Below are 15,273 nucleotides of genomic sequence, written 5' to 3' on the forward strand. Positions count from 1 at the left end.
GTTACAGCTCCATCTCGTTGTATTGGGCAATGGCGTCACTGCGCAATACCTGTTTCAATTTTCTGGCGTAGTGCGGGTCGGTGGCATAACCCGCCTGTTGCAGCGCCTCAAAGTAGCGATCAGGACTATCCACCTTCGCCAGGGCTCCCTTGTAGCGAGAACCGGAAGTGAGGAAGTCCACGTAGTCGTTGAAGCTCTCTTCAAACGACTCATAGGAGCGAAATGCCGCTTTCTGGCGGGAGGCGACGCCTTGCTCATACTCGAGCGTGCTGACCACAGCCTTTGGCCCTTCCCAGCGCGGATCGGCCTTGATGCCAAACAGGTTATGGGTCACCTGCCCCTCGCCATCCTTGATCACCCGCTTGCCCCAACCGCTCTCCAGTGCCGCCTGGGCGACCAGTACCGCCGGGCTTAACCCCAGTTTGTCGGCCGCTTTCTTGGCCAGCGGCATCAGGCGATTGACAAACTCTTCCGGCGTATCGAACTCCTTGCCCCCACTACCGGTGGCACTGCCCTCTTCGCTGGCCATGCGCCCCATGGGCGGAATGCTGCGGTGCGGTCGACGGGGCATAGTGAGTGTGTGACTCTCCTTTGCCCCCTCGACCATCTCTTTTTCAGCAAAATCTTTGCCAACTTTTGATACCGCGATCAAATCATCGGCAGCCGCCGTGGGTGGCTGATAGGGTTTGTAGGTCCTTTCGGTGCGCTGCGGCATCTTGAGCACCCGTCCATCCTGATGGGTAAAGGTCTCGGGAGAGAGCTGCTTGGCCACCATATCAGCCAATCCCAGCCCGCCCTTGCTGGACATGTCGGCAACCCGCTGCTCATCCAGCATCCCTTCATAGAACTGGGTATAGCTGCTGTTCATCGGGTTGTCCTGAGTCAACACCCCGTTGGCCTGACGCATGCTCTGAAACAGCATCTGGGTAAAGATTGACTCGAACTGGCGTGACGCACTCTTGAGCGCTTCGGCCTGCCCCTCTTTGCTTTGGCTCATCTGGCGCAGACGATCCAGGTTCTTGATGTCCTGTACCATCCCGAGATTCATGCCGCTGTTGCTGTCAAACTCCGCCATTTTGCTTACCTCATTGCCACCCGTGGCAACCACTTGCCGCTTGTTACAATATGACCAGTTGCCCCTCGATGGCGCCTGCCTGCTGCAGCGCCTCAAGGATGGCCATCAAATCACCGGGGGCGACCCCGACCTGATTGACCGCCCGGACCAGATCGTCCAGGGTCGCACCGGTATCAAACTTGAACATCCGCCCCGGCTCCTGCTGGACATTGATGGTCGAGTTGTTGGTCACCGTCGTCTCTCCTCCCGCCAGCGGGTTGGGCTGGGAGACCTGCTGGTTTTCGGCGATGGTCACCGTCAACCCGCCATGGCTGATGGCCGCCGGTTTGAGCTTGACTTGACTGCCGATCACTATGGTGCCGGTGCGGGAGTTGACGATGATCTTGGCCGCCTCGTTGGCCGGATCCACCTCCAGATTCTCGATGGTGGCGAGATAGGAAACGCGCTGACCCGGATCCCGCGGGGCATAGACCTTGACCGAGGTAGCATCGAGCGCCTGAGCGGTATTGGGCCCCACCAGATCGTTGACCACATCGGCCAGACGGCGCGCAGTAGTAAAGTCGGGTCGGTTAAGGTTGAAGGTGATGGTGTCCCCCTGACTGAAGGAGTTGGGCACCTCCCGCTCCACGGTCGCACCGTTGGCAATCCGACCGACGGTCGGGGTATTGATCACTACCTTGGAACCATCAGCCCCCTCGGCCCCCAAACCACCAACCACCAGACTGCCTTGGGCAACCGCATAAACCCGGCCATCGAGCCCTTTCAGGAAGCTTTGCAACAGGGTGCCGCCCCGCAGGCTCTTGGCCTCGCCAATGGCAGATACCGTCACGTCGATGGTCTGGCCCGGCTTGGAGAAGGGGGGCAGGTCGGCATGGATCGCCACCGGAGCCACATCCTTGATCTTGGGCTTGATGTTGTCCGGCACCTTGATGCCAAAGTTGTTGAGCATGGTACGGAAGGTCTGCTCGGTGAAGGCGTTGTTCTTCTCGCCAGTGCCGGGCAACCCCACCACCAGACCGTAACCAATCAGCTGGTTGTTACGCACCCCTTCAACCGAGCTGATGTCCTTGATCCGGGCCGCATTGGCCACACCCAAGGGCAGCAGACAGCAAAGCAGAGTGACAAGACGGAGTGACTTCATAACATCTCCTAGAGCGGCCACCAGGGACCATTGAAAAAGCTGGTAAGCCACCCTTGCTCCTGGCTATTGGCCAGATCGCCGGTACCACCGTAGTAAATGCGGGCATTAGCCACTTTCTGGGACGAAACGCTGTTGTCAGACGTCACATCCTCCGGGCGAATAAGGCCGGTGATCCGGATATATTCATTGCCATTATTAAGCATGATCCACTTCTCGCCGCGCACCACCAGATTGCCGTTGGGCAGTACCTTGGCCACGCTGACCGAAATATTGCCCTGCAGGCTGTTGCTCTGATCCGCCTTGGCCTGGCCCTTGAACGCGCTGTCTTGAGCAATGGAGGCTGAGAGATCATAGGGGCTGGCGGTCACGGGCACGCCACCCAACTTGACCGGGTCCAGATTGAACTTGTTATTCTTGCCACTCTGGGTATTGGCCTTTTTCGAGGCGGAGGTCGACTCCGCCAACTCGATGGTAATGATGTCGCCTACCTTGTGTGCCTTGATATCCGAATAGATGCCATTGACCTGATCCGGCTGGAAAATCGCCCCTGTCGGTCGCACCGACACCGGCTCCGACTCCCCGTAGACGGGGGAAAACTCGGGATCATCAGGCTTGGGCGTATTAGGAGTGCTGCTACACCCTCCCAGCACCAACAATCCCAGCATCCATACGGCTTTCATCATGCACCTCCTAATTAAGTACGCTGGATCAGGAAGGACATCATGCCGTCCACGGCGGAGAGCACCTTGGAGTTCATCTCGTAGACCCGCTGAGCCTGAATGAGGTTTACCAACTCTTCGGTCACGTTGACGTTGGAGGTCTCCAGCATCCCCTGCTTGATCACCCCCAAGCCATCGGCACCGGCAGTCCCCTGAGCGGCAGCACCGCTGGACTGGGTCTCGACAAACATGTTCTCCCCCATCGGCTGCAAGCCGCTGGCGTTGACGAAGTCGGAGATGTTGATCTGACCGACAACCTGAGACACGCCATCGCCCTTGAGCTGCACCGAGACCTGGCCATCTTCACCCACCGTAACGCTCTGGGCGTTTTCCGGGATCTGGATTTCCGGTTGCAGCGGGTAGCCATTACCCGGGGTCACTATGGTCCCTTCATCGTTGAGGGTGAACTGACCGTTGCGGGTATAGGCTGCACTGCCATCCGGCAGCTGAATTTCAAAGTAGCCACGACCACTGATCATCAAATCGAGCGAGTTGTCAGTGGTTTGTACGTTGCCCTGGCTGTGGTTTTTCTGGGTCGCCACCACCTTGGCACCCGCCCCCAACATCAGGCCGGAGGGGAGCTCGGTATCGGCAGAGGAGCGGCCACCGGGCTGATTGATGTTTTGATAAAGCAGATCTTCAAAGATGGCCCGTGACTTTTTGAAGCCCACGGTGCTGGCGTTCGCCAGGTTGTTCGAGGTGACCGAAATATTGGTCTGCTGTGCATCCAACCCGGTCTTGCTGATCCAGAGTGCAGGATTCATAGTGTAACTCCTTGATTAGCTGATTCGCAGCAGTTGGGTTTGAGCTTCATCATTCTCTTCGGCCGTCTTCATAATTTTGACCTGAGTTTCGAACTGGCGTTGCAGCCGGATCAGGTTGGTCATCTCATCCACCACATTGACGTTGCTCCCCTCAAGGGAGCCGGCAATCAGGCCAACGTTGGCAGAGGCGGGTTCATTCTGGCCATCTTTGCGGCGAAACAGACCATCTTGCCCCTTCTCCACCGCATCGGCGGCCGGGTTGACCAGCTTGATCCGCTGAAAATCTTCCGGCAAGTTGGCGGCAGCCCCCTCAGGACGGCCGCTGATGGTGCCATCCCGATTGATCTCGAGTTTCTCCATCGGCATCGGCAACACGATTGGCTGACCGCCGTCATCCACCACATTCAGACCGGTCGAGGTCTGCAAGTTGCCGGTCGCATTGACCTGCAAATTCCCCATGCGGGTATAGGCTTCACCGCCCTTGGGATCCTGCACGGCAATCCAGCCAGGACCATCTACCGCCACGTCCAGATCCCGTCCGGTGGTCATCAGCATGCCATGCTGCAGGTTCTGACCTGGGCGCTCAGCCATGGCAAAGACCCGGCTTGGCAAGCCCTCTCCGAACGCCTGCATGCTTCTGGCCTGCTCAAAATCGGACTTGAAGCCGGTGGTATTGGCATTGGCGAGGTTGTTGCCCCGAACAGCCAGGCTGTTCATGGTCTCTTTGGCCCCGGACATGGCGATATAAAGCAGGTGATCCATGGAATTCTCCGTCAAACAGATGACTCTGACAGGAGAAATGCAATTAGAGTGCCAACAGCAGAAATATGGGGGGATAAGGAGGATGGGAATGCGACAGAAACAGAGAAGGGGGCCAAGCCCCCTCTCATTATCATGTATTGCGCGATTAACGGATCTGCAGGATGGTCTGCTGCAGCGAACTGTTGACCTCCAGAGAACGGGAGTTGGCCTGGAAGTTACGCTGGGCCGTGATCAGGTCCACCAGCTCGGATGTCAAATCCACGTTGGACTGCTCCAGCGCTGAAGATTTTATACTACCAAACGTACCTGAGTTAGGAGTACCAGGCAATGCATCCCCTGAGAGCAGGGACTGCCGCCAGGATGTATCACCAACCTGAGTCAATCCTTGCGAGTTCGCAAACTTGGCCAGCGCAACCATAGCCACTTTTAACGTCGTAGCATTACTGTACGTGGCAGAAACAACACCGTCCGGCGTAATTTCAACCTTTGTTAGACGGCCCACTGTCGCACCATCCTGAGTCAATTTGTTGACTTCAAAAGGTGAGTTGTATTGGGTAACAGTCCCAAGACGAATTTCCAACGTCTGAGTCGGATCTGCACCATTGTTGATAATCCCTGCTCCACCGGCGCCATTGCCCAACGCAACAGTCTTGATAGGCGCAACCGGTATTGTTGTATCCAGTTTACCCGAAGGAGTAAATGTCATCTGCAGACCTGTGGGAATACCTGCACCTGGACTCGCCGTACCACCATTAATATTTATAGGCTTGTCTCCTTCATACATGAACATACTCCAAGTTCCCGGGTTCAAAGGCTGCCCCGCATTGGCCGGATCTTCATGGCGGACAAAATACTTGGTGATTGTATGGGGAGCACCAAGGGAATCATAAATAGTTACAGATGTTGAATGAGCATATGTTGACGAGTTAGTGCGATCAAAATTAGCGGGTAAAGTAGGCTTTGTTTTACTATCGATACTCAAGTTAAAACTTGCCTCCACCAATGAAGTCATTTTAGGCTCACCAGCCCTATCAGGTATTTGAATCGGCTTAGTCGCATTAATACTGACGGCCTTGGGCGTACCATCAGGATTAATTTCATAGCCTTGCAGGTAATGGCCCTGATTGTTGACCATATAGCTATTTTCATTGAGCTTGAAGGCGCCGGCACGGGTATAGGTGCGATCCAAGTTGGTCAGGCCATCGGAGGTCACAAAGAATCCATTCCCCTGAATCGCCAGGTCCAGCGCGTTATTGGTAAATTGCAGCGCCCCCTGGTGGAACTGCTGGGCAACCGCACCGGTCGCCACACCGTTACCGACCTGAGTCTTGGCATTGACAAAAATGGAGTTGGCGTAGACATCCGCAAACTCGGCACGGGACTCTTTAAAGCCCATGGTGTTAACGTTGGCAATGTTGTTGGCGGTGACGTTCAAGTCTTTTTGTGCCGCGTTGACACCGCTCAAGGCATTGTTAAATGACATATCCAGCTCCTTAGATCGATGCTGTCGACGTGGTTTTTGACGGTGTAACCGTCGGATTTGAATTGGTTCCCGAAATTTGCAGAATATTGTTCAGATATTCGCTCCCAAGCCCTCTCAAGTTGAGGCGTGTCGGGTTGGTGGCATTGCCCAAGGCAACGCTATCCACTTTGGCATAAGCGTATGCAGCAATATTTTCCGACTTGCCATCAAGAGTACCGCTGGCTTTGACGACATACTTGCCTGCAGAAACTCGGTTACCAGCCTTGTCTGTACCATCCCAAGCAACTTCTACGTTACCTTTTTGCTCTCCTTCCAGAGGAAACTCTTTGATAACTTGTCCTTTTTCGTCTTCGATAGTGATTTTGATATTCGCATATTTATTAGTAGTACCAACCGCTACGACTGCTGATAGTGGCCCCTCTTTGTCTAAATAGCTTATATTGCTTGGCAGTAGCACATTTTGACCTACCAAAGAGGATGCTTGCAGGGCTTGACTGGAAATCATCTGGTCATTGAGTTTCCCCATCTGGGTAGACAGACTACTGATCCCCTCCGACGTAGACATGGAGGCCATCTGTGAGAGCATCTGGGCATTGTCGACCGGCTTGAAGGGGTCCTGATACGACAGTTGCATGGTCAGCAGCTTCATAAATGAAGCCTGATCCAGCTCTTTCTTCGGCGCCGTTGTGCTGCCTGTCGTCTGGGTCGTGGTACGGCTGATGCCGTTCACATTATTTGTTGTATCGACCATGCTGCATCCCTCCTATCAGGATTTGCCAAGCTGGAGCGTCTGCTGCAGCATCTTCTTGGCCGAATCTGCAACCTGTACGTTGGTCTGGTAGCTGCGCGAGGCGTTGATCATGTCGGCCATCTCTTCAACCATGTTGACGTTTGGCTTGAAGATAAAACCGTCTTTATCCGCCATCGGGTGGTTGGGGTTGTACTCCTTGAGCAGTGGCGCCTTGCTCTCGACAATCCCCTTCACCTCAACTCCGACCGAGCCCTGCTTGTCAGACATCGCCTGATCGAGCTGGGCGGCAAAGACTGGCCGCCTGGCGTGGTAAGTATTTTCCACACTGGAGCTGACGCTGTCCGCGTTGGCCATGTTGCTGGCAACCGTGTTGAGGCGCACTGACTGTGCGCTCATAGCCGAGCCTGCTATGTCAAAGACCTTGAACAAACTCATCACTGCTCTCCTTTCAGGGCCTTGAGCAGGCCACTGATCTTGCTATTCATAAATTCAAGGGAGGTTTGATACTCGAGGCTATTGCGCAGAAATTCGCTGCGCTCCTGCTGCACATCGACTGTATTGCCGTCACCGGTATCCGGTTGCAGCGGGTTGCGATATTGCACGGTACCTGAGGCGTCCATATTCAAGGCAAAGTGCTTTTCGCTGGTCGTTGCCAAACCAAACCCCTGATGCGACTGGGCCTCCTGCAATGCCTGAGCAAAATTGATGTCCCTAGCTTTGAAGCCCGGGGTATCTGCGTTGGCAATATTGCTGGAAAGCACCTCAGCACGCTTGGCGCGAACGCTTATGGTGTGTTGATGCACACCGAATGCCTTGTCAAATGAAAGAGCCATAGCACACCTCCTGCTTGGTTTATTTTGTTTGCAAGAGGTGTGCCATAAGCAAATCTCTCAGATCGATGGTTTGGGTATGAGCACATTGCAAACCGAAAACGGCAGGAGCATCTCGTGCCTTGAGTCAGACGGCATCATTTGGCCACCTTAAGGCTTCAACCACTTTTGCAGTGGCGAGATATGGTAGGTAAATAGAAAGACTGAGCTGTAGATAAAGAAAGAGGGAAGCTCATAGCTTCCCTCTTTGCATGAACTGGCAATATTCGGCAGACCCCGAATATCAAGGCCATCAAGCCTATTTGACCTTGTAGACAATCCCCGGATTACAGCGGATCATCTCGAACCGATCGGTCAACCCGGCCAGTGACTCCGACGCTCCCAACATCAGATATCCACCGGGGTTGAGACTGGCAGCAAACTGGTTGAGGATCTTCGACTTCACTTCCGGCGCAAAATAGATGAGCACGTTACGGCAAAAAATAATGTCGAACTTGCCGAGCAGACTATAACTCTCCAACAAGTTGAGTGGCCGGAAGGTGGTCAATTTTCTGACTCGCTCGGCAACCCGCATCTTGTTGTCACCGTAGGGCTCAAAAAACATCTTCTTGCGCTCCGGTGACAAACCGCGCGCCAGAGCAAGGCTATCGTAAACGCCTTCCTTACACTGATTGAGCATGGTCGTCGAAATATCCGTCCCGACAATCTGCACGCCACCAGGCAAGGTCCCCGGCTTTTTCATCTGCTGCTCCAGTGCCGTCATGGCAATGGAATAGGGTTCCTGACCTGACGAAGATGCGGCAGACCAGATCTTGATGGGTCGGCCACTTTTCCCCAACTCGGGGAAAATCTTGTCAGTAAGAAGCTGAAACGGATAGGTATCACGAAACCAGAGGGTCTCGTTGGTCGTCATGGCATCCACCACGGCCATTTTCAGGTCACGCTCTCGCACACTCATTGCACGGGTAACCAGATCAGACAGACTCTCGATGCCAAACTGAGCCATCAAAGGTGAAAGACGGCTCTTCACCAGATACTGTTTGTTATCCCCCAGCACAATTCCGCTCTGTACCGCCAGAAAGTTGCTGAACTGTTTGTATAAGTCGTCCGAAAGTGTCTTCATGCAGCTGTTCTTCTTTATTAAAGTGCGTTTTGTACGGCCTTGGCCAATTCATCAGGCTGGAACTTGGCGATAAAATTGTTCGCACCAACTTTCTGCACCATTGCCTGGTTGAATACTCCACTGAGCGAGGTATGCAGAATAACATGCAAATCCTTGAGATTGGGATTATTCCGGATCTCGGCAGTGAAGGTATAGCCATCCATTTCCGGCATTTCGATATCCGAAATAACCAGCGCAACCTGATCCTTGATAGGACCATTTTTGGTCATTTCCAGCAGCATGTTCAATGCTTCGCGGCCATCTTTTGCCAACACACACTCGACACCGATGGCCTCAAGCGCACGTTGCACCTGTTTGCGTGCCACTGAGGAGTCATCCGCAACAAGAACAGGACGCCCCAGAGTCGGGTGGTCGACACTGGCCTGAACCAACTCCTCACTCACATCCGTTGCAACCGGCGAAATTTCGTTCAATATCCGTTCAACATCAAGGATTTCGACCAACTCGCCATCGACTTCAGTCACGGCTGTCATGTAGTTGATGCGACCCGCACCTTTGGGCGGAGGCAGGATGGATTCCCAATTCATATTGATGATGCGCTCGACCGAATGCACCAAAAAGCCCTGAATAGAGCGGTTGTACTCGGAGATGATAATGAAGCATTTGCTCAGATCATCAATCGGGCGTTTACCAACCGCCATGCTGAGGTCGATGACCGAGATAGTCTGGCCACGAATATGAGCCACCCCACGAATGCAGGAGTTCAATTTTGGCATCACGGTCAAGGGGGGACACTGCAACACTTCACGCACTTTGAATACGTTGATGCCAAATCTTTGACGTCCATTGAGACGAAACAACAACAACTCCAGCCGGTTTTGCCCCACTAGCTGGGTACGTTGGTTGACCGAGTCCAGGATACTGGCCATAAACACTCCCTAAAAACGCTTGGCATTAATCATGCATGCGTGATGGATTGCGTCAGACTATCGATGTGACAACGAAAAGATTCTGAAGCAATCATAGTTAAATATGGTGATATGCGTGAACAACTTATCGACCAACGAGCGAAAATGATTAACCGACTTTTACTCATCAGCCTCTTTTTTGGCAGCATATCTTCCAGCTACGCCTCGGACGTCACTACTTATCTTCAAGAAAAGGCACAAGAGTTCGTTTACAGCCAGCTGGATATTCCGTTGGATGCCAGAGCCGAGGTCACCTCTGCCACGCTGGATAAACGGCTCCCACTGACCCGCTGCGAAGATCTGCTCACTATCAGCTTACCAGCAAAAATGGAAATTCGCCGTAATACAACAGTTTACCTTAAATGTGAGGAAGAGAGGCCCTGGGACGTCTATCTCCCGGTACGGGTCAGCATTCAAAAGCCCTATGTCACTGTGACCAACCCCATCGCCAAGGGGGACCTGCTAAGTGAAAGCCAACTGGTGTTGGCCTATCAAGATCAGACCCTCATCCGCGGCGACTACCTGACTGACACAGCCCCTCTTGTCGGAGTACGCAGCAAGCGGGAGCTAAAACCGGGGCAACCCATCCGCTTAAGCCAGGTTTGTGTAGTGTGCAAAGGGGATCAGGTCACCCTGACGGCAGAAAACAGCAACTTCCAGATCAAAACCATGGCCCGAGCCTTGCAAGATGGCAGCTTCGGAGAGATCATCAAACTCGTCAATATTCGCTCCGGCAAAACCGTTGAGGGTAAAGTCAGTGCGGTAGGTGCCGTATCGGTCACTTTTTAAATCCGGATCCTTGACAACTTTTTTCTAAAGTTTTGATCTGCCGCACCGATAAACAGGTAAGCAAACCTTAAAGCAGACGAAGGTAACTAAAATGGCCATCAACAATATCAACAACTTGGCGAATAATCGGTTGCAAAATACCGCTAATAGCCAGGGGACAGGCAGCAAGTCAGTCACCTCATCGCCCGAAAACAAAGCGGCTACTGTCAAGCTGGACTCCGTCTCCTTGACCAGTGAGGCGCAACAATTGCAAAAGATGCAACAAAACCTCAATACCGCCTCGACCGGCAATGAGAGCAAGGTCGAACGGCTGAAAAAAGCCGTCGCTAGTGGCGAATATCAGGTTAACAGCGACGCTGTGGCCAAGAAGATGTTCAGTTTCGAGGCCAATCTGGACAAAGTTCTGGGATGATGGATTTACCTTCGTTACTGCACACCCAAGATGATTACCTCAGCCAGATGCAAGGCATTCTGGAAGAGGAGTTCAGCTTGCTCGAACAGCATCAGGCACTGGCCCTGCCCGCACTGACCGAGCGCAAACAGCAGTTGCTTGCTGCGATAGAAACGCTGGACAAGACCCTCGCAGAGATGCCGGAACTGGCACTGCAGCTGGCAGCCTATCCCGACGAGATGGTGCAGCTTCGTGCAAAACTGGATGCCTGCCAGGCACAAAATGATATCAACGGTCGCTTGCTTGAATTGAGCATCGTCTCAAACCGTCGTCTGGCAACCTTTCTGAGTCAGCTGCGCGATCGCAACAGCCTGACCTATGACGCCAAGGGTAACACTCGCTCTGGCACCCGCTCCTACGGTATCAAGGCCTGACATCTCTTATCAGGCCTTGCATTTTTGCACTCCGTTTTAAAGCACCAGTCGCAACAACTCTCGCCCGTCCTCACACGCATTGACGCGCAGTACCCCGTCCTCATAGCTCCCGTAACTGGCAGGCAACTCGCCGCGCGGGAAACAGATCGACCCCGGGTTCATCAATACCCGCTCCCCCTGCCACTCCAGCACCGGCACATGGGTGTGGCCGCTCAGGAACAGACTACCCGCCGGAAGCTGAACCTCGTCCGGGCGATAAAGATGGCCATGGCTGACAAACCAGCGCCGCTCATCAATCAGCAACTGGTTGTAGGGGGCTGTGATGGGAAAGCGCAACAGCATCTGATCCACTTCGGAATCACAATTGCCCCGCACCGCGATGATCTGCGGTGCCAGCTCGTTGAGCCGATCAGCCACGGCGGCCGGATTATATCCCTCCGGCAGAGGATTGCGCGGGCCATGGTTGAGCAGATCGCCGAGCAGCAGGTAGTGATCCGGCTGCCAGGGCTCAAGTTGGGTCAGCACCCGCTCCAGCGCAATGATGCTGCCGTGGATGTCGGAAATGATGGCAAGTTTCATGAAATGCTCCTCACTGCGGGCTGAAGTAGAGATCCTTGGTGGCAATCGTCCCTTTCAAATTCTGGCTGGGCAGTCCTCGCAGCGCGGGATCGACCAGTCTCATCTGATTGTAATGATACACGGGGAGGATCGGCGCCTCCTCAAGCAGCAACTGTTCGGCATGCCGGTAGAGCTCAACCCGGCTCGCGCTGTCCAGCGTATTGGCTGCCTGCTCCAGCAGCAGATCAAAGTCGGGATTGCAGTAGCCGCTCTCGTTGCGCAGGTCCTGACAACGGAAGCTGCCCAGCATGGCAGACGGCTCCACGTAATCGCCAAACAGGAAGCTTCTGGCCACCTGGAAATCACCGCTATCCTTGGCCACCTGATAGGCGCCCCACTCCAGACTGTTGAGGGTGACCTGCACCCCCAACTTCTGCCACATGGCAGCAATGGCCATCGCCATCTGCTTGTGGGTTTCTGCGCTGTTGTAGGTAATGCTCAGCTTGAGTGGATTGGCACTGTTATACCCGGCCGCTGACAACAACGCTGCCGCTTTGGCCTGGCGGGTCGGCATATCTTCAAACGCCACAGGCAATATCACCCGGGGGTAACCCGGCATCTCCGGCAACAGCGACCATGCCGCCTGTTCATCCTGCCCGCTCACCGATTCAATGAGCAACTGTCGATCAACCGCCATGGAGAGCGCCTGACGCACCCGCACATCCTGCAGTTCGGGGCGCTTCAGATTGAACGCATAGAGATAGGTGCCAAACAGCGGCAAGCCCCAGAGCCGCTCCGGAGATTCGCGCTTCATCTTCTGGTAATAGCCGAGGGAGACCTTGTTGGTGAGCTGGATTTCACCAGCCTCATAGCGCAGCCGTTCGGCATGTTGCGAGGTGATAGGCAGATAGGTGACCCGTCCGATACGGCTGTGAAGGTCATCCCAGTAGTGGATATTGCGCTCGGCTTCGATCAGCTCGTTCGGCGTCCAGCTTGTCAGCCGGTACGCCCCATTGCTCACCAGCTTGCCAGGCTCGGTCCACTGTTTGCCAAACTTGGCTATCGCCTTCTGATTGATTGGCACAAAGGGGCGCTGACTGATGAGCTGCAGGAAATAGGGAGCCGGCCGCTCCAGAGTGATTTTCAGGATCTGATCGCTTTGCGCTTCAATGCCCAGATTGCCGAGCTCCAGCGCACCGGCATAGATGGATTGCGCATTGTTGATCCCCGTCGCCAGCAGCAATCCAGCAGAAGGGGAGTTGATGGCCGGATCGAGCAGACGGCGCCATGCATAGACAAAATCAGCGGCCACCAGCGGCTCGCCATTGGACCATTTCAGTTGAGGGCGCAGGAAGAATCGCCACTCCAGCCCATCGTCACTCACCTCCCAGCGCTGGGCCTGAGCAGGAACGATATGCCCCTGACCATCTTCGCTGACCAGCCCTTCAAACAGATCGACCAGCACGGCCTCCCCCGGAAAACCGGAGCGCACCAGAGCAGGATCCAGCGACTCCGGCTCGGCACCGTTGCCCTTGACCAGGGTTTGCCGATCGGCAAGCAGAGGCTGCTGCTCAACGGTGGTGGCATGGGCCAGGGGCCCTGCCAGCACGGCAAGCAATAGCGGGGAGAGCCAGCGTTGCGCCAGCTTGGGGAAGAAACCATACCTCATGACAAAACCTCGAATAACACCACTGCAGGAGGGGAAGGCCGACGGCGCGCCTGATGAATGCCTGATGCCGCTCTTGTTATCCCCGAAAACGCCCCGTATTGTATCGGGCTTGCCCGGGAGATGGAGTCTTTCGGGTTAATTTTTTCAGGAGTTTTTATGGGTTATGAGTGGCTGGCCCTCGCGTCGGCCAGTTTATGGGCAGTTGCAGCGCTAATTTCGGTCAAACCGGCCCGTCATCTCGGCGCATTTGCCTACAGCCGCTGGCGCATGTTTCTGGTCAGCCTGATGCTCGGCACCATGAGTCTGCTCACCGGTGGCTGGCAATCCCTCACCGCAAGCGCCCTGCCCCTGCTCGCCATCTCGGGGCTGGTCGGCATCTTCGTGGGCGATACCGCGCTGTTTGCCTGCATGAACCGGCTGGGGCCAAGGCGCAGTGCCCTGCTCTTCTCCTGCCATGCGCTGTTTTCCGCCCTGCTTGGGCTCTGGCTCTTTAATGAACAGCTGACCGGCTGGCGACTGCTGGGGGCCGTGCTGGTCTTTGCCGGCGTGATGCTGGCGATCCTGTTTGGCAGACGCAGTAACAGCAACGAGTGGGAGCAGATCCGTGGCAATCTGGCGCTGGGAATTGGCCTTGGCCTGACAGCGGCACTGTGTCAAAGCGTGGGAGCCATCATCGCCAAGCCAGTGATGATGAGTGGTGAGGTGGATGCAGTGAGTGCATCGGGTATCCGGATGGGCAGTGCCCTGCTGGCCCACTGCGTCCTGCGGCTGGGGCGCTTGCCGCTGGCCATGCCGCTCAAACCGGTCAATCGCCAGATCCTCGCCATGATTGCCACCAACGGTTTTCTGGCGATGGGGCTGGGGATGACGCTGATCCTGATGGCGCTGCGGCAGGGCGAGGTGGGCATGGTGGCCATTCTCTCCTCCACCACGCCGGTACTGCTGCTGCCTCTGTTGTGGTGGCACTCGGGGGAGCGGCCATCCATTGCCGCTTGGGCGGGTGCACTGATTGCCACCCTGGGCACCGCGCTGGTGCTGGGTTTCAGCACTCACTGACACCCGTCCCCCCTGATCAGAACAGGGCAATCTCCTCTGCGGTCAGCTCACGATATTCACCGGGTGCCAACTCTTCATCCAGCGTCAGGCCACCCACCCGCTCGCGATGCAAGCCAACGACCTTGTTGCCGATGGAGGCAAACATCCGCTTGACCTGATGGTACTTGCCTTCGTGAATGGTCAGGCGGGCCTCGCACTCGCCGAGAATTTCCAGCTGGGCAGGACGGGTTTTATCGGTCTCGTTACGCAGGTAGACCCCTTCGGCGAACAGCTCGATTGCATCCGGGCTTACCGGATCGGCCAGCCAGACGTGATAGGTCTTGGCACACTCGTGGCGCGGCGAGGTGATGCGGTGGGACCATTGACCGTCGTCGGTCACCAGCACCAGACCCGTGGTATCGAGGTCGAGGCGCCCCACTACATGCAGCTTGCCCATCGCCGGTTCATCCATCAGGAAGAAGACAGTCGGGTGATCCGGATCCTCGTTGGAGCAGACATACCCTTCCGGCTTGTGCAGCATGAAATAGCGGTTGCGCTGCTCCAGCGTCAGCAGCACGCCGTCAAACTCGATCTGGCTCTGCTCATTGATATGAAAGGCGGGCTGCTTGACCACAATGCCATCCACCATGACCTCGCCCTGACGGATCAGTTTGCCTGCCAGCGAGCGGGTCAAATCGGAACAATCGCACAGAAATTTATCAAGCCGCATTCACAACCTCGGAGTCCAACAAGTAAAGGGGCGTCATTATATCGGGCGGGG

Annotated in this window: 18 protein-coding genes; 4 read left to right on the plus strand and 14 right to left on the minus strand. The window is 55.2% G+C overall.

Translation table 11 applies throughout. The features are described from left to right. Position 1: 1 nt before the first annotated feature. From flgJ to AACS18_RS13855, 11 genes are all read right to left on the minus strand, one after another. The gene (flgJ, locus tag AACS18_RS13805) at positions 2–1,075 is read right to left on the minus strand and encodes a flagellar assembly peptidoglycan hydrolase FlgJ (RefSeq protein WP_108614395.1); all 1,074 of its coding nucleotides are present in this window, start codon (positions 1,073–1,075) and stop codon (positions 2–4) included. A 43-nt stretch (positions 1,076–1,118) separates the two neighbouring features. Further along, positions 1,119–2,216, minus strand: coding sequence for a flagellar basal body P-ring protein FlgI (locus AACS18_RS13810; RefSeq protein WP_005350664.1), 1,098 nt, complete (start codon positions 2,214–2,216; stop codon positions 1,119–1,121). 8 nt (positions 2,217–2,224) lie between these two features. Further along, a complete protein-coding gene (gene flgH / locus AACS18_RS13815; protein ID WP_042080192.1) occupies positions 2,225–2,896 on the minus strand; it encodes a flagellar basal body L-ring protein FlgH in 672 nt (223 codons plus the stop codon). A gap of 14 nt (positions 2,897–2,910) precedes the next feature. Continuing rightward, positions 2,911–3,699, minus strand: coding sequence for a flagellar basal-body rod protein FlgG (gene flgG, locus AACS18_RS13820; RefSeq protein ID WP_108614396.1), 789 nt, complete (start codon positions 3,697–3,699; stop codon positions 2,911–2,913). 15 nt (positions 3,700–3,714) lie between these two features. Further along, a complete protein-coding gene (gene flgF / locus AACS18_RS13825) occupies positions 3,715–4,461 on the minus strand; it encodes a flagellar basal-body rod protein FlgF (RefSeq protein WP_005334159.1) in 747 nt (248 codons plus the stop codon). 145 nt (positions 4,462–4,606) lie between these two features. Continuing rightward, a complete protein-coding gene (gene flgE / locus AACS18_RS13830; RefSeq protein WP_021231059.1) occupies positions 4,607–5,944 on the minus strand; it encodes a flagellar hook protein FlgE in 1,338 nt (445 codons plus the stop codon). A gap of 10 nt (positions 5,945–5,954) precedes the next feature. Beyond that, positions 5,955–6,695, minus strand: coding sequence for a flagellar hook assembly protein FlgD (locus AACS18_RS13835; protein WP_042052947.1), 741 nt, complete (start codon positions 6,693–6,695; stop codon positions 5,955–5,957). Between the two features lie 15 nt (positions 6,696–6,710). Beyond that, complete coding sequence (gene flgC / locus AACS18_RS13840; RefSeq protein ID WP_005350658.1) at positions 6,711–7,130, minus strand: flagellar basal body rod protein FlgC; 420 nt, start codon at positions 7,128–7,130, stop codon at positions 6,711–6,713. Further along, positions 7,130–7,528 (minus strand): flagellar basal body rod protein FlgB, encoded by a 399-nt coding sequence (gene flgB, locus AACS18_RS13845; protein ID WP_108614397.1) that lies wholly within the window; start codon positions 7,526–7,528, stop codon positions 7,130–7,132. The genes flgC and flgB overlap by 1 nt, the downstream gene beginning before the upstream one ends. A 295-nt stretch (positions 7,529–7,823) precedes the next feature. Beyond that, a complete protein-coding gene (locus tag AACS18_RS13850) occupies positions 7,824–8,648 on the minus strand; it encodes a CheR family methyltransferase (RefSeq protein WP_005350656.1) in 825 nt (274 codons plus the stop codon). A gap of 17 nt (positions 8,649–8,665) precedes the next feature. After that, positions 8,666–9,577, minus strand: a complete 912-nt coding sequence (locus AACS18_RS13855; RefSeq protein WP_005334174.1) for a chemotaxis protein CheV — start codon at positions 9,575–9,577, stop codon at positions 8,666–8,668. Between the two features lie 144 nt (positions 9,578–9,721). Here AACS18_RS13855 and flgA point away from each other — a divergent pair, with 144 nt between their 5' ends. The 3 genes from flgA to AACS18_RS13870 all read left to right on the plus strand — a co-directional run bounded on the left by flgA (position 9,722) and on the right by AACS18_RS13870 (position 11,230). After that, on the plus strand, positions 9,722–10,405 hold the full coding sequence (flgA, locus tag AACS18_RS13860) for a flagellar basal body P-ring formation chaperone FlgA (RefSeq protein WP_076492058.1): 684 nt from the start codon (positions 9,722–9,724) through the stop codon (positions 10,403–10,405). 91 nt (positions 10,406–10,496) lie between these two features. Beyond that, positions 10,497–10,817 (plus strand): flagellar biosynthesis anti-sigma factor FlgM, encoded by a 321-nt coding sequence (gene flgM / locus AACS18_RS13865; RefSeq protein ID WP_005334177.1) that lies wholly within the window; start codon positions 10,497–10,499, stop codon positions 10,815–10,817. Next, positions 10,814–11,230, plus strand: coding sequence for a flagella synthesis protein FlgN (locus tag AACS18_RS13870; protein ID WP_181363449.1), 417 nt, complete (start codon positions 10,814–10,816; stop codon positions 11,228–11,230). Before flgM ends, AACS18_RS13870 begins: the two co-directional genes overlap by 4 nt. 36 nt (positions 11,231–11,266) lie before the next feature. Here the strand turns inward: AACS18_RS13870 and yfcE are convergent, their stop codons facing one another. Together yfcE and AACS18_RS13880 are read right to left on the minus strand one after the other, a co-directional pair. Next, positions 11,267–11,809, minus strand: coding sequence for a phosphodiesterase (gene yfcE, locus AACS18_RS13875; RefSeq protein ID WP_100646290.1), 543 nt, complete (start codon positions 11,807–11,809; stop codon positions 11,267–11,269). 10 nt (positions 11,810–11,819) lie between these two features. Beyond that, on the minus strand, positions 11,820–13,457 hold the full coding sequence (locus AACS18_RS13880; protein ID WP_181363450.1) for a peptide ABC transporter substrate-binding protein: 1,638 nt from the start codon (positions 13,455–13,457) through the stop codon (positions 11,820–11,822). 156 nt (positions 13,458–13,613) lie between these two features. Between AACS18_RS13880 and AACS18_RS13885 the strand changes: the two genes are divergently transcribed. Next, positions 13,614–14,513 carry a DMT family transporter gene (locus tag AACS18_RS13885; protein ID WP_108614399.1) on the plus strand — a complete coding sequence of 300 codons (900 nt, stop codon included), beginning with the start codon at positions 13,614–13,616 and terminating at the stop codon, positions 14,511–14,513. Between the two features lie 16 nt (positions 14,514–14,529). Here the strand turns inward: AACS18_RS13885 and rsuA are convergent, their stop codons facing one another. Beyond that, positions 14,530–15,222 carry a 16S rRNA pseudouridine(516) synthase RsuA gene (rsuA, locus tag AACS18_RS13890; protein ID WP_005359501.1) on the minus strand — a complete coding sequence of 231 codons (693 nt, stop codon included), beginning with the start codon at positions 15,220–15,222 and terminating at the stop codon, positions 14,530–14,532. Positions 15,223–15,273 lie beyond the last annotated feature (51 nt).

Origin of the sequence: Aeromonas sp. HMWF015 (assembly GCF_963878965.1) — a bacterium.
Taxonomy (GTDB): Bacteria; Pseudomonadota; Gammaproteobacteria; order Enterobacterales; family Aeromonadaceae; genus Aeromonas; species Aeromonas veronii.

Excerpts from the sequence above, each read along its gene's own strand:
- flgB (WP_108614397.1), bottom strand. The coding sequence starts at position 7,528 with ATGGCTCTTTCATTTGACAAGGCATTCGGTGTGCATCAACACACCATA.
- flgJ (WP_108614395.1), bottom strand. The coding sequence starts at position 1,075 with ATGGCGGAGTTTGACAGCAACAGCGGCATGAATCTCGGGATGGTACAG.
- flgC (WP_005350658.1), bottom strand. The coding sequence starts at position 7,130 with ATGAGTTTGTTCAAGGTCTTTGACATAGCAGGCTCGGCTATGAGCGCA.
- AACS18_RS13870 (WP_181363449.1), top strand. The coding sequence starts at position 10,814 with ATGATGGATTTACCTTCGTTACTGCACACCCAAGATGATTACCTCAGC.
- flgM (WP_005334177.1), top strand. The coding sequence starts at position 10,497 with ATGGCCATCAACAATATCAACAACTTGGCGAATAATCGGTTGCAAAAT.
- AACS18_RS13855 (WP_005334174.1), bottom strand. The coding sequence starts at position 9,577 with ATGGCCAGTATCCTGGACTCGGTCAACCAACGTACCCAGCTAGTGGGG.
- AACS18_RS13835 (WP_042052947.1), bottom strand. The coding sequence starts at position 6,695 with ATGGTCGATACAACAAATAATGTGAACGGCATCAGCCGTACCACGACC.
- AACS18_RS13880 (WP_181363450.1), bottom strand. The coding sequence starts at position 13,457 with ATGAGGTATGGTTTCTTCCCCAAGCTGGCGCAACGCTGGCTCTCCCCG.
- flgA (WP_076492058.1), top strand. The coding sequence starts at position 9,722 with ATGATTAACCGACTTTTACTCATCAGCCTCTTTTTTGGCAGCATATCT.
- AACS18_RS13850 (WP_005350656.1), bottom strand. The coding sequence starts at position 8,648 with ATGAAGACACTTTCGGACGACTTATACAAACAGTTCAGCAACTTTCTG.
- rsuA (WP_005359501.1), bottom strand. The coding sequence starts at position 15,222 with ATGCGGCTTGATAAATTTCTGTGCGATTGTTCCGATTTGACCCGCTCG.
- flgF (WP_005334159.1), bottom strand. The coding sequence starts at position 4,461 with ATGGATCACCTGCTTTATATCGCCATGTCCGGGGCCAAAGAGACCATG.
- flgH (WP_042080192.1), bottom strand. The coding sequence starts at position 2,896 with ATGAAAGCCGTATGGATGCTGGGATTGTTGGTGCTGGGAGGGTGTAGC.
- yfcE (WP_100646290.1), bottom strand. The coding sequence starts at position 11,809 with ATGAAACTTGCCATCATTTCCGACATCCACGGCAGCATCATTGCGCTG.
- AACS18_RS13810 (WP_005350664.1), bottom strand. The coding sequence starts at position 2,216 with ATGAAGTCACTCCGTCTTGTCACTCTGCTTTGCTGTCTGCTGCCCTTG.
- flgE (WP_021231059.1), bottom strand. The coding sequence starts at position 5,944 with ATGTCATTTAACAATGCCTTGAGCGGTGTCAACGCGGCACAAAAAGAC.
- AACS18_RS13885 (WP_108614399.1), top strand. The coding sequence starts at position 13,614 with ATGGGTTATGAGTGGCTGGCCCTCGCGTCGGCCAGTTTATGGGCAGTT.
- flgG (WP_108614396.1), bottom strand. The coding sequence starts at position 3,699 with ATGAATCCTGCACTCTGGATCAGCAAGACCGGGTTGGATGCACAGCAG.